This window comes from Streptomyces sp. YIM 121038 (genome assembly GCF_006088715.1).
Taxonomy (GTDB): Bacteria; Actinomycetota; Actinomycetes; order Streptomycetales; family Streptomycetaceae; genus Streptomyces.
Window position 1 is genome coordinate 7660155 of the sequence record NZ_CP030771.1, and the last position, 12062, is coordinate 7672216.

The following is a 12062-nucleotide window of genomic DNA, read 5'->3' on the forward strand; positions in this document are numbered from 1 at the left end:
ATGGCGATCTATCTGACCGAGGAGAGCAAGGTCCTCGTCCAGGGCATGACGGGCACCGAGGGCATGAAGCACACCCTCCGCATGCTCGCCGCCGGTACGGACGTCGTCGGCGGCGTCAACCCGCGCAAGGCGGGCCGCACCGTCGACTTCGGCGATCGCGCCGTGCCCGTCTTCGGCTCGGTCCGCGACGCGCGCGAGGCGACAGGGGCGGACGTCAGCGTCCTCTTCGTGCCGCCCGCCGCCGGCAAGGCCGCCGTCATGGAGGCGGCCGACGCCGGAATCCCGCTCGCGGTCGTCATCACCGAAGGCATCCCCGTGCACGACGCCGTCGCCTTCCACGCGCACGCACGGCGCCGCGGCACCCGGATCATCGGACCCAACTGCCCCGGCCTCATCACCCCCGGGCGGTCCAACGCGGGCATCATCCCCGCCGACATCACCGAACCCGGACGCGTCGGCCTGGTCTCCAAGTCCGGCACCCTCACGTACCAACTCATGTACGAGCTGCGCGACATCGGCTTCTCCACCTGCGTCGGCATCGGCGGCGACCCCGTCGTCGGCACCACCCACATCGACTGCCTGGCCGCCTTCGAAGCCGACCCGGAGACCGAGCTGATCGTCCTCGTCGGCGAGATCGGCGGCGACGCGGAGGAGCGGGCGGCGGCCTCCATCGCCGAGCGCGTGACCAAACCCGTCGTCGCCTACATCGCCGGATTCACCGCCCCAGAGGGCAGGACCATGGGCCACGCCGGAGCCATCGTCTCCGGTCCGTCCGGTACGGCGCGGGCCAAGAAGGCGGCCCTGGAGGCGGTCGGCGTACGCGTGGGGGAGACGCCGAGCGCGACCGCGCGCCTGGTGCGGGACTGCCAGGCGCCGACGGGCGGGGGCTCGCGCCGAAGGGCAGGCGGCTCGCATCGACGGATGGGTGGCTCGCGCCGAAGGATGGGTGGCCCGCGCCGGCGCGTGGCCCGCTCGGCCCCGAAGGCGGTCGTCCCGCACCAGAGGGCTCGGATCGGAAGCGGGGCAGGTGAGCACAGGACCTCCACCCCGCCGACCCTCATACGCAAAGCCGGTACGTCCCCCTCCGCTCAGCCGATCCCCTGGCGGTCCGGCAGCAAGGCGAACTCGCGGTCCGCGGTCTCGGGCACCACCCGCTCCACCGCCTGCTCCAGGAGGGCCCGGTGACGCAGGAGCGGTGTTCTGCGTTCCTCGGGGGCGAGGAGCAGCAGGTCGTCGATGCCGGCCAGCATGCGCCGGGTGACCTGAGGGTTGCCGGGAGCGCAGCCGCGGATCTCGGTCAGACCGAGGTCCACCAGGTCCGTCCAGTCGGGTACGGGCTGGATGAGCCGTACCGTGCCGCGCCGGTCGCGGTGGCGCAGCGCACCCAGCGGGTAGGGGGCCAGGACCGCGAGGAACTGCACGATGCGGTCCAGGGCCTGCACGGCGGTCGTCGGGTCGTTCACGGCCGGGGACAGGGCTCGCAGCGCGATGTCGGACAGCTGCCGCAGACCGAAGCCCAGGTCCTGGTGGAAGGTGCGCTCCACCCCGACGTACACGGTGTACCGCAGGGCGCGGCGCCCCGGCGGCGGGCCGCCGTGCACCGCGAACACGGGGGTGCCCGGCACCACGAAGTCCCCCGTGCGCGGCAGCAGCCGCAGGACGACGCCCTGACGGCGCGCGGCCCGCACCGCCCGGGCGATGTGCACGTCCCGCAAGACCCCGGCCTGACCCTCGTGGGTGATCCGCGCGGTCTCCGGGCCGAGGCCCTCGTCGTCGACCTGCCCCTCGGCCGGGTGCTTCGCGGCCACGCGGAACGCCTCCCGGGCGATCCGGTCGATCACGAAGCCGATCCGCATCATTCGCAGGGTGCCGTTCACATAGGCCACGAAGAGCAGCAGGCTCAGGAGGACCATGGCGAGGGCGAGCAGCCCCTCGACGAGCGGCACGTTCGTCACGAGCCGCGGGTCCTTCTCGCTGTCGAACGACGTCAGCGTCATCAGGGAGAACAGGAACGTCGCGAGGAACACCGTCAGCGTGGCCTTGGTGATCCGCGAGCGGACGTACAGCCGCACCACGCGCGGGCTGAACTGGCCGCTCGCCATCTGCACGGCGACCAGCGAGATGCTGAAGACCACACCGATGAAGGTCATCATCGCCGAGCCGATGGTGCTGATCACCACCTTCGTGTCCTCGGCGAGCTGGTTCATGTCCTTGATCGCGTCGTACTCCCCGTGGTCCTGAAGGAACCGCACCCACTGCGCGTCCACCTCGGAGGTGACCCACCACAGCAGCAGGGAGCCCACGAGGCCCGCCGTCGGCGCGAACCACATCGTGTCCCGCAGGTGCTCGCGCAGGGGAGACAGCACCCGCGGCCGCCGGACCCGTACGTCACCCAGCGCACCCGTAAGCAAACCGTCACTCATGGTGAAACTCTAGGTGCGCGGGCGCGTACCGGAGCGGGGCGCGCGGGGGTGCGGCGTACCCGGCGGATACGCAGGTGAAAGGCACTCCGAAACCTTGGTATTGTTGTCCTCGTCGCCGCGGGAAACACCGCAAAGGCGGCAGACACCTAGTCCGGGTGGCGGAATGGCAGACGCGCTAGCTTGAGGTGCTAGTGCCCTTTATCGGGCGTGGGGGTTCAAGTCCCCCCTCGGACACCAGCAAGAAGGCCCCTCTCGAGGGGCCTTCTTCATATGTGGACAGTGGCGTGACCGACCGCGTGGCCGGTGGACCGGAGATTTTCCCGGTCAGACCAGGGATGCGAGGCCGATGCGGGACGCGCTGGACGCGGCCAGCTTCTTGGCCCCCTCGGCGCGACGCCTGCCGTAGCGCGTCATGGTGTAGCCCGGTGAGTGGTGCCGGGCGTTGGCGGGGACCTCCACCGGGTTCTCGTGGCTGTCGAGATCGTTTGTGATCTTCGATGCCCGCCAGTCGTGCAGCCGGAAGCCGTCCGGCAGCTTCATCCGCGCACGGGCCGTGCGCCAGCGGGCCGAGACCTTCTCCGGATCCTGCGGACCGCCCGCCGTGCGCCCCTTCTGGAGCCTGAAGCCGTCACGGGCGAACACCAGGCCGTGATCCACCCACAGCGGCCCCAGCGCTCCTTCTCTGCCTGCTGGCGCTCCCGCTGCCATTGAGGACGTTCATCAGGGCTTGATCGCCGATACCGAGTACGCCCGCGTCCTGCGAGCCGGACGGCGACAGGCCAACCTCTCTCAGGTGCTCCGGGATCTCTGGGACGGCGCCCCCGTCGCCACGTCCAGGGCCAAGGATCCCGTCCAGGTGGATCGTCCGCGCGTGGCGATCATGGGGCGCATCACGCCCGAGGAGTTCCGGGCAAACCTCACCGGCACCGACCGGGACGGCGGCTCGTACGACCGGCTGCTGGCTCTGCCCGTCTCGCAGGTCCGCCGGCTCAGCGAAGCGAGTGGGAGGCCTGCTCGTCCAGAGGCCGCACCCGTTCTTTCGTCTGCGGCTGCGAGGCTGAACCATTCGGAGACGACCCCGTTCGGGCACTTCTCTCAGCAGTCAGTGCCCACGGTGCAAGGCCCCCACTCGCTCAGCCGTGGGGGCCTTGTAGTTGCTGGGGATCGGCCAGCTACGCGTGACGGTGACGGCGGTCCGGGCGGACTCCAGCGGTGCCGCACCAGGCGCAGGGGACCGCGTACAGGGTTCCGTCCTCGCTGACGAGAGCCTGCGCGCGATAGCCCGAGCACATCCCGCAGCGTCGCAGTCCTCGGCCGGGGGCGTCCGCTCGTATCGTCGCCAGGAATTCAGTCGCTGCCGCGTACCTGGGGTTGATCCAGTCCATGCTGCTCCTCCTGGCTCTCATGTGGAGAGTAGGGGGCCACCGGGGTCCGGGGTGGCTAGTTGTGCTTTCCGTGCGTGGTGTACAAACCGCCCGAGGCTCCGGCACAGCTCCGCGTACGTGGCTGTGTGCAGGATGAGGGCGTGCCAACCCTCGTCCACGACGCGAGATGGCCTGAGCCGTTCCTCAGGGCGCGTGGCGCACGTAGCCACGAATTTGAGGGCCTCTTCGACGATCTGCTCGGCAGTGGCCTGGTCCAGGTTCTGGTTGTTGTCGATCACGGTTGCGCTGATGGCGGCGAAGCGCTCTGCGCTGATCAGTTCCCTGACAGGTGTTGCCCATCGCTTCAAGGGCGTGCTTGCCTGCATGTGTCCTCCAACCCGATTGGATGAGGCACCCCAGCGGGCTGTACTTGGCGGTGCGCCCGCCGGGGCCTCGGCCGTCCTCTTTCTAGCGGCGACCGCCGCCCTTTCTGCTCTGGTCGTTGGCCTTCTTGACCTTCTCCGACAGATCGCTCGGATCGCCCTTCGGCTTCTCGCTGTCGTCACTCATGCGGGAACGCTCCGGCCTTCGAGCGCCTTGGCGAGTCGCTCGGCGGTGGCGATGTTGACCATGCCGAGATCGATCAGCGGAACCACTCCGGCTGTGTCGACTCGCAGTGAGCGAAGCTCGATTCCTTCCGCCTCCAGAGCGGCGGACAGCCTGATCTGCGCGCGCGATGCCAGCTCGTACGTCGTGTCGTCTCTGCTGTTCATGGGGCGATGTTGGGTGCCACGGACGGACGTATCTCCCCCTGCGTCAGAGACAGTTGAGACGTTCGCCGCTACGGTGCGAGAAGGCCCAAACGTCCACACCGAGGGGGTTGACAGTGAATGTCGCGCTTCGATCGGCTCTGGACGACGCGGGCATGTCCCCACGCAAACTCGCGTATCGGGTCGGGGTATCGATCAAGCAAGTGGAACGATGGCTCGCAGACGCAGAACTGACCCCGCACGCACGCAACCGTGAGGACGCCGCACAGGCGCTTGGAGTGGACGAAGAGATGCTGTGGCCGCAAGTGGTGAAGGACCGGATCAAGACCGGCAACGATCGAGAGATCATCAACAGCTACCCCTACCGATCCGCGTGCCCGTCGAACGTCTGGACTGAGCTGATCAACTCAGCGGTGACTGACATCTTCCTCGCGGGCTACACGAACTATTTTTTCTTCACACAGGTCCCCGCGTTCGCTGACACGCTGCGCCGAAAGACAGGCAGCGGCTGCCGTGTGCGCTTCCTGCTCGGTGACCCCGAGGGGGAGGTCACGCGTCAGCGTGAGGTCATCGAGGACGTGACGCTGAGCGTGTCGACACGTATCAAGATCACGCTTGGGGAGCTGGAGAAAGTGGGGTCACTGGACGGTCTGGAGACGCGGTTCAGTGCTGCCGAGGACGCCGTGAATCACGTGTCGCTGTCCGTGTTCCGCTTCGATCGCGAGGCACTTGTGACCCCTCATCTCGCTCGTCTCGTAGGCCACGACTCGCCCTTGTTGCATCTCCGTCGCCAGGGCGATGGAGGGATGTACGACCGGTTCGCCGAGCATGCCGAGGAACTGTGGTCGCGGGCCGCACCCGTGGCGCGGTAAGTGCTGCCTGGGGCGCACAGCGACACGTGACAACGCATGACCAACAGCGGCCGGGAACGGGCAGAAACAGCAGGTGAAGGTGACCAACCTCCGCAGGTCCGGAGGGTTTCGTGAGTCGGGCCAGGCCCGGGGGGTGTGCCGGTCAGGCCAGGGGGGACAGGTCGGCCCGGGGGGTGGGGGCGTAGGAACGGCCCGTGAGCAGTTCCGCCACCGCTATGCCCGAGACGCGGGTCGCGCCGTGGGTGATCAGGTGGACGGCGCCGAGGGGGACGCCCGTCGGTACGCCCATCTCCACGACGAGGGCGTCGGGGCGGGTGCGCAGGAGGCGGGCGAGGGCCTCGGTCATCCAGCGGTGGCGGGCCGCGTCGCGGACGACCACCACCAGGGCGCGGCCGTCCGCCGGGGTGAGCGCGGCCCGGTCCAGGACGTCGTCGAAACCGTCGAGCTCCAGTTCCGTCAGGCGCACGGACGTCGTGTCGGGCCGCAGTGCGCGCAGCGGGTCGGCCACGCCCCAGGGGGTGCCGCCGTCGACAGCCGGGTTCATCACGGGGGACAGCTCCACGACGTGCGGCGCGACGGTGAGGGGGAGGAGGGGCTCCGCCGGGGTCCCGGGGACGCCGCCCGCCGTACCTGCGTTTGCCGCCGCGCCCGCCCAGTCCGTGCTGCCCGTGCCTCCCGCGGCGTCCCCCGTGCTCGCCGTACTCGCCGTACTCGCCGTGACCAGGCCTCCCGGAGCGCTCGCCGTGTTCCCGGTCCCGGAAGGTCCCGCCGTGCCCGCCGTGCCCGCCGTGCCCGCCGTGCCCGCCGTGTCCGTGGCGCCCGTGGTCCGTGGGAAGCCGATCGTGGGCAGGGCCCCGGCGGAGTCCGCGCGGGCCGTGGCCTCTTCCTCCCTCCGCGGCCGCACCCGTACCGCGCGCCTCGCCGCGATCAGGCCGATGTCGGAGCGGAGGCCGGTGGCCGTGGCGGCCCGGGAGCGGGCTCCTGACCAGGTGGCGAAGGACCGGACGCGGGTGCTGGCCTCGGTGAGGCGGTCCTCGGGGAGGGTGCCGTCGCGCACCGCCCGTACCAGCGCGCCCGTGAGGAGGTCGACCGTCGACTCCTCGGCGCGCTCGCCGCCGACGCACACCGCGTCGACGCCGCCGGCGACGGCGCGGACCGTGGCGCCGTCGATGCCGTAGCGGTCGGTGACCGCGCCCATCTCGATGCCGTCGGTGACGACCATGCCGTCGAAGCCGAGCTCGCCGCGGAGCAGGTCGTTCAGGATGCGCGGGCTGAGCGTCGCGGGCAGCGCGGGGTCGTACGCGGGCACGAGCAGGTGCGCCGTCATGACGGCCCGTACGCCCGACTCCATCGCGGCGATGAACGGCGGCAGCGCCGTGCGGGCGATCTCCTCGGCGCCGCCGGTGACGCGCGGCAGGCCGAAGTGCGGGTCCACGGACGTGTCGCCGTGGCCGGGGAAGTGCTTGGCGCAGGCGGCGACCCCGGCGGACTGGAGCCCCCGGATCCAGGCGGCGGTGTGCCGGGAAACGATGTCAGTGCGGGCGCCGAAGGAGCGCACGCCGATGACCGGGTTCAGCGGGTTGGAGTTCACGTCGGCACTCGGCGCGTAGTTGAGGGAGACGCCCGCCGCGTGCAGTTCGCGCCCGATGTCGCGGGCGACGCGCTCGGTGAGGTCGATGTCGTCCACGGCGCCGAGCGCGAGGTTGCCGGGCCGGGACGCGCCCGTCCAGGCCTCCATGCGCGTCACGTCGCCCGCTTCCTCGTCGATGGCGACGATCAGGTCGGGGTTCTCGGCGCGCAGGGCGGCGGTGAGGCCCGCGACCTGCTCCGGGTCGACGATGTTCCGGCCGAAGAGGACCACGCCCCCGAGCCCGGCGGCGATCCTGCGGCGCAGCCAGTCGGGGACCTCGGTGGTGCCGACGAAGCCCGGCTGCAGCACGGAGTTGGCCAGCCGCGCCAGCCTCGGGGGACTGCTCGAAACCATGCCGGGACCTCCGATGGGACAGGGGAGCGGGGGGTGGGAGAGCGGGCCGACACCGTGCTGCGCGACTTGGTACAGGCCAATCGGATGTTGGCTCAGGCCATTTGGGACTGTCAAGGCATACGAACCGCCAGGAAACGGAAGGTGAACCAGCACATGGCGCAGCGGCCTGACCTCGGCCGAAGCGCACCCCGGCGGCCCGGCCGGGCCTCACCCCGACATCTGGCCCAACCCCGCCCCGGCCCCCACGCCGAAGCCCACCCCACCCCCTCCCGCGCCCCAGCGGCCCTCGCCCCTCCCGCAGTCGCCTCCCCACCCCCAGAGGCCACCTTGTAGGACTCGCGTTCCCGCGATGGAATTCGTGTACGAGCCAGGGGCCGGGCTCCCGCCACAGCGCGGCGTCCCGCCCCGGGCCCGAACGCGGCCGAGCTGAGGAGGAACCCCTTGCGGCGGTACGAACTTGTCGGACGGCGTGACATCAGGCTGGTCACCGACGCGCCGGTGCCGGAGCCAGGACCGGGCCAGGTGCTCGTCCGCGTCCGCGCGTGCAGCGTCTGCAACCGCAGCGACCTCGCGTACTACCACTACTACGGTCTCAGGGAGCACTGCGCGACGGGCTGTTACGGCCATGAGATCGCCGGGGTCGTCGAGGCCGTCGGGCCCGGTGTCTCCCGCGTCGCGCCGGGGCAGCGCGTGTTCGTGCGCACCCCGCTGACGTCGGGCTACGCCGAGTTCGCCCTCGCGCGGGAGATAGCCGTCGGCGCGCTGCCCGACTCCGTGCCCTTCGAGCAGGGCTCGATGCTCCAGCTGCTGCCGCTCGCCGTGCACGCCACGCGCGGGGTGGAGTTGGGCGACCGGGTCGTCATCATCGGGCAGGGTCCGGTCGGCCAGATGGCGCTGCGGATGGCGGCGCGGCGCGGCGCCGCGCACCTCACCGCCGTCGACCTCGACGCATGGCGCCTGGAGCGTTCGAGCCGGGCGGGCGCCGACGAGGTGCGCCACGTGGACGGCAGCGCGTCCCGACTGGCGGCCCTCAAGGAGGAGTTCGCCGCGCAAGGGGAGGAGTACGACGTCGCGATCGACGCCGTCGGCACCCCCACCACCCTCAACGCCTGCGTGGGCCTGGTCAGGCAGAACGGCCTCGTCGTGATGCTCGGCACCCACCACGTCGACACGCACGTCACCGTCGACCTCGTGACGTGGGAGCGCAAGGGCCTGCGCGTGCACAGCTCCGCCGAGCCCGTGGACACCGCGCGCGCCGAGGCGCTGGCCGTCGCCGAGCGCCTCGTCCACCGCGACGCCGGGCGGCTGCGCCTGCCCGACCTGCACACCCACACGTACGCCCTCGACGAACTCCCCAAGGCCATGGAGCAGTTGTCCGCCAGCAGGTCGCTGCACCCCGACGCCGAGCGCGCCCCGTACGACGGGCCGCCGCCCGAGACCCTGAAGGTCGTCATCGTCCCGTGACGGCGGCCGGACAGTGAGGTGGGCGGTCGCCGGATACGGCGACGTCGTGGAGCGCCGGGTGCTGCCCGCCCTGCGGGCGCTCGGCGAGGAACCGGTGTACCTGTGGGGACGCGACCCGGACCGGGCGGCGCGCGTCGCCGCCCGGCACGGCGTGCGGGACTCCGGCAGCGACGAGCGGGGGCTGCTCCGCGACGAGGTGGGGGCGGTGTACGTCGCCACGCCCGTGGCGCTCCACGTCCCGCTGGCGCGCGCGGCGCTGGCGGCCGGGCGCCCGGTGCTCGTGGAGAAACCGCTGGCCGGAGGCCTGGACCAGGACGTGGGCACGGCCGCGGACCTGGAGGGCGGGCCGACCGCCGCCGTCGCCTACTACCGCAGGCTCGCCCCGGCCGTGCGTCGCCTGCGCGCGGAGCTGGCGGGCTGGACGCCCGCGCGCGTGGACGTGCGGTTCCGCTGCGCCTTCGCCCCCGGCCCGGGCCATCCGATGCGCTGGCGCACCGACCCGGCCGTCGCGGGCGGCGGGGTGCTCGCGGACGCGGGCAGCCACCGGCTCGACCTGCTCGTCATGCTGTTCGGCCGCCCGGACGACGTACGCGGCCGGCTCACGGACCGCTTCCCCGCGGGCGCGGAGCGGCGGGCCGAGGTGGAGCTTGCCTGGGCATCCGGCGTACGGGCGCACGTCGTCGCGGAGTGGGGCGACGCGCCGCCCGTGGACCGGTTCGAGGTCGTGGGCGACGGCCGCACCCTGACGCTCGACCCGCTCGACTCGGGCCGCCTGTGCCTGCGCACGGCCCGCGGATCACGGGAGGTGACGCTGCCGCCCGCGCCCAATCCCCACCAGCCGCTGATCGCCGACTTCGTCGCGGCGGTCGCGGCCGGACGGCCGCCGGCGTGCCCGGTGCCGGACGCCCGGATCGTCGACGAGATCATCGCCGCGGCGGGGCGCCCGTGTCCCACCGGGTCCAGCTGAACGTTCCTGCAGGGTCCGGCCGGGCGCCTCAGGCCCCGTCGTCCGCCGACCAGGGCCGCAGCCAGCGCGGGTCGGGCGTGTCGCCCGCGCGGATGAACCGCGTGTCGATGGAGAGCCGCATCGCGTCCGTCGTCGTGTCCAGGGACGCGTGGATGACGCTCGGCACGTGCACCATCAGGTCCCCGGCGGCGAAGTCCGCGTGCAGCCAGCGGCGGTCCAGGGCGCGCGCGGTGAACTCCAGGTCGTGGCAGATCTGCCGCCGGTCGTCCGGCCGGTCCGTGGTGTCGCGCAGCGGCTCGTACTCCTCGGGGGACAGCGTGTGCGAGCCCTCCAGGTACACCAGCGCGCCCGAGCGCGGCGGGCAGTCGCCGACCGGGATCCACATCGTGACGACCCGGGGCGAGCCCTCGTCCATGTAGTCCAGGTCGACGTGGGCGCGCGAGGCGCGGGCGGTGCCCCGGTGGAAGTGGCGCAGGATGCGGCGCGGCAGCATCCGGGCGTCGCCCTCCAGCAGATCGGCGGCCAGCTTGGCGAGCTGGGGGTTGTCGAGGAAGCGGTCGAAGGTCTCGGAGCGCACGAAGGCGTGCGCCGGATGCCCGGCCACGCCGTGCTCGGGCAGCTCCTTCGGCACCCGGCCGGAGAACACGCCCTCGCGCCGGGTGGTGCCCGGCGCGAAGTAGCCGCGCGGAAGCAGCGAGAAGTACGCGGAGCGCAGCCGGAGCACCTCCTCCGGGTCGAGGAACCCCGGCAGATACAGATAGCCGTCGGCGCGCAGCCGCTCCCGCAGCACGGCGGGGTCCGGCAGGGGCTCCGTGCCGGTGGGGCGCAGCGGGCCGAAGAGCTCGGGCGAAAAGGGTATGGGTACGCCGTTCGACGAGAGGTTCACGACGGAGTCCTTACGTCAGGGTCGACAGAGCAGTCCTTACGGGCAGGGGCCGAAGAGAGCGGCAGGGAGGGGCGGCGGCGCCGGGCCGAAGAGCCGCGGAGGGCTGCCGGAGGGCTCAAAGCGCCACCGGAGAGGCAGAGCTGATGACTAGTCAGAAGTGGACGCGGGCCGCGTCAGTAGACGCCCTCGACCGCCTCCTCGGTGCCCGTGAGGCCGTCGCGGTGGGGCCGGACCGCGGCCACGCCGTCCCAGGGGAACCACGGATGCGGCCCGGTCCTGATCGCGCTGTCCCGTTCGAGGAGGTGGGGCAGGAAGAGGTCTTCCAGGAGGGTGGTGACGCGCACCCGGCCGCGCTCGCCCTCGGCGACCTCGCGCCAGGGATCCTCCGGATCGACGACCTGGAGCACCGCGAAGGGCGGTGGCAGGTGGTAGGAGTGGCCGGTGCCCTCGGGCAGCCGGGGCGAGCCCGGCACCGCGTCGGCCTGGAGCGCGTGGCCCGCCAGCGTGTTGCCGTACGTGTCGATCCACTGCACGCCGTCCAGGTGCTCCTGGCGCAGGAACGCGGCCTCGGCGGCGCTGCACGTGGTGCCGCCGGTGCACACCGCCCGGATGCCGTACGTGTGCAGGGGACGCGGCAGGCGCATCGCGAGTTCGAGCAGCAGCCGCGAGGTGGTGAACAGCAGCGCCGGGCGCTCGGCGGTCAGCAGGGTGAGGGTCTGCTCCACCAGGTGGGAGGTGTACGCGTCGGCCTCGCCGCCCGCGCGCAGCGACGCCTTCACCCAGCGCGGGTCGAAGTCGATGGCGAACACCGCGCCGTGCCAGCTGTCCGCGAGCCCCTCCACGAAGTGCCCGTACGCGTGCGGGCCGCTCGGCGTCATCGCGAGCACGTCACCGCCCGCGACGCCGCGCGCCTCGAGGACCGTGCGGTAGACCTCGACGTCGTACGCGAGGCGCGTGACGTTGACGATCCGGCAGGGCGCACCGGTGGTGCCGCCCGTCTCGAACACCCGGAACGGGCGGTCGTGGTAGCCGCGCGGGCGCAGATCCAGGGCGCTCGCGGCCCGCAGCTCGCCCTTGTCGAACAGGCCGAACAGTTCGAGGGCGGCGAAGGAGTCGACGTCCTTGAGCGGGTCGAAGCCCAGCCGGGGCAGCCGGGCCACCCAGAAGGGGGAGCCCGTCTCGGGCGAGAAGTGCCAGCGCATCATGCGCCGCGTCCACGCGTCGAGATCCACGGCGAGCTCGGGCACGCGCCCACGCAGCGTGTCGTACAGGGTGGCGAAGGTGACCTGCGGGGTGTGCCCGTCGCGGGCCGTGGTCCTCATGGGCCTCCTC

At 72.0% G+C, this 12062-nt stretch carries 10 protein-coding genes, 1 tRNA gene and 1 pseudogene; 5 read left to right on the top strand and 7 right to left on the bottom strand.

The features are described 5' to 3' along the window. A pseudogene (gene sucD, locus C9F11_RS32855) lies at positions 1-858 on the top strand (succinate--CoA ligase subunit alpha); the annotation flags it as partial. A 230-nt stretch (positions 859-1088) separates the two neighbouring features. On the opposite strand, the gene C9F11_RS32860 reads toward sucD, so the two are convergent. Further along, positions 1089-2423: a DUF2254 domain-containing protein gene (locus C9F11_RS32860; RefSeq protein WP_138962669.1), complete on the bottom strand. Its 1335-nt coding sequence runs from the start codon at positions 2421-2423 to the stop codon at positions 1089-1091. 149 nt (positions 2424-2572) lie between these two features. On the opposite strand from C9F11_RS32860, the gene C9F11_RS32865 reads away from it, so the two are divergent. Further along, positions 2573-2660, top strand: a tRNA-Leu gene (locus C9F11_RS32865). A gap of 87 nt (positions 2661-2747) precedes the next feature. On the opposite strand, the gene C9F11_RS47590 is transcribed toward C9F11_RS32865, so the two are convergent. The 3 genes from C9F11_RS47590 to C9F11_RS32885 all read right to left on the bottom strand — a co-directional run bounded on the left by C9F11_RS47590 (position 2748) and on the right by C9F11_RS32885 (position 4560). Beyond that, on the bottom strand, positions 2748-3080 hold the full coding sequence (locus C9F11_RS47590) for a hypothetical protein (RefSeq protein WP_171075897.1): 333 nt from the start codon (positions 3078-3080) through the stop codon (positions 2748-2750). A gap of 745 nt (positions 3081-3825) precedes the next feature. After that, positions 3826-4173 carry a hypothetical protein gene (locus tag C9F11_RS32880; RefSeq protein ID WP_138962670.1) on the bottom strand — a complete coding sequence of 116 codons (348 nt, stop codon included), beginning with the start codon at positions 4171-4173 and terminating at the stop codon, positions 3826-3828. A gap of 180 nt (positions 4174-4353) precedes the next feature. After that, positions 4354-4560 carry a hypothetical protein gene (locus C9F11_RS32885; protein ID WP_138962671.1) on the bottom strand — a complete coding sequence of 69 codons (207 nt, stop codon included), beginning with the start codon at positions 4558-4560 and terminating at the stop codon, positions 4354-4356. 113 nt (positions 4561-4673) lie between these two features. On the opposite strand from C9F11_RS32885, the gene C9F11_RS32890 reads away from it, so the two are divergent. Further along, positions 4674-5429 (top strand): helix-turn-helix transcriptional regulator, encoded by a 756-nt coding sequence (locus C9F11_RS32890; protein WP_249401972.1) that lies wholly within the window; start codon positions 4674-4676, stop codon positions 5427-5429. Positions 5430-5571: 142 nt separating this feature from the next. Here the strand turns inward: C9F11_RS32890 and C9F11_RS32895 are convergent, their stop codons facing one another. Beyond that, complete coding sequence (locus C9F11_RS32895) at positions 5572-7413, bottom strand: glycoside hydrolase family 3 protein (RefSeq protein WP_138962672.1); 1842 nt, start codon at positions 7411-7413, stop codon at positions 5572-5574. Between the two features lie 441 nt (positions 7414-7854). On the opposite strand from C9F11_RS32895, the gene C9F11_RS32900 reads away from it, so the two are divergent. Together C9F11_RS32900 and C9F11_RS32905 are read left to right on the top strand one after the other, a co-directional pair. Then, positions 7855-8877 (top strand): zinc-binding dehydrogenase, encoded by a 1023-nt coding sequence (locus C9F11_RS32900; RefSeq protein ID WP_138962673.1) that lies wholly within the window; start codon positions 7855-7857, stop codon positions 8875-8877. A gap of 13 nt (positions 8878-8890) precedes the next feature. Beyond that, positions 8891-9844: a Gfo/Idh/MocA family oxidoreductase gene (locus C9F11_RS32905; protein ID WP_138962674.1), complete on the top strand. Its 954-nt coding sequence runs from the start codon at positions 8891-8893 to the stop codon at positions 9842-9844. Positions 9845-9872: 28 nt separating this feature from the next. Here C9F11_RS32905 and C9F11_RS32910 read toward each other — a convergent pair whose 3' ends face one another. Then, a complete protein-coding gene (locus C9F11_RS32910) occupies positions 9873-10730 on the bottom strand; it encodes a phytanoyl-CoA dioxygenase family protein (RefSeq protein ID WP_138962675.1) in 858 nt (285 codons plus the stop codon). 173 nt (positions 10731-10903) lie between these two features. Beyond that, a complete protein-coding gene (locus C9F11_RS32915; protein WP_138962676.1) occupies positions 10904-12052 on the bottom strand; it encodes a hypothetical protein in 1149 nt (382 codons plus the stop codon). Positions 12053-12062 lie beyond the last annotated feature (10 nt).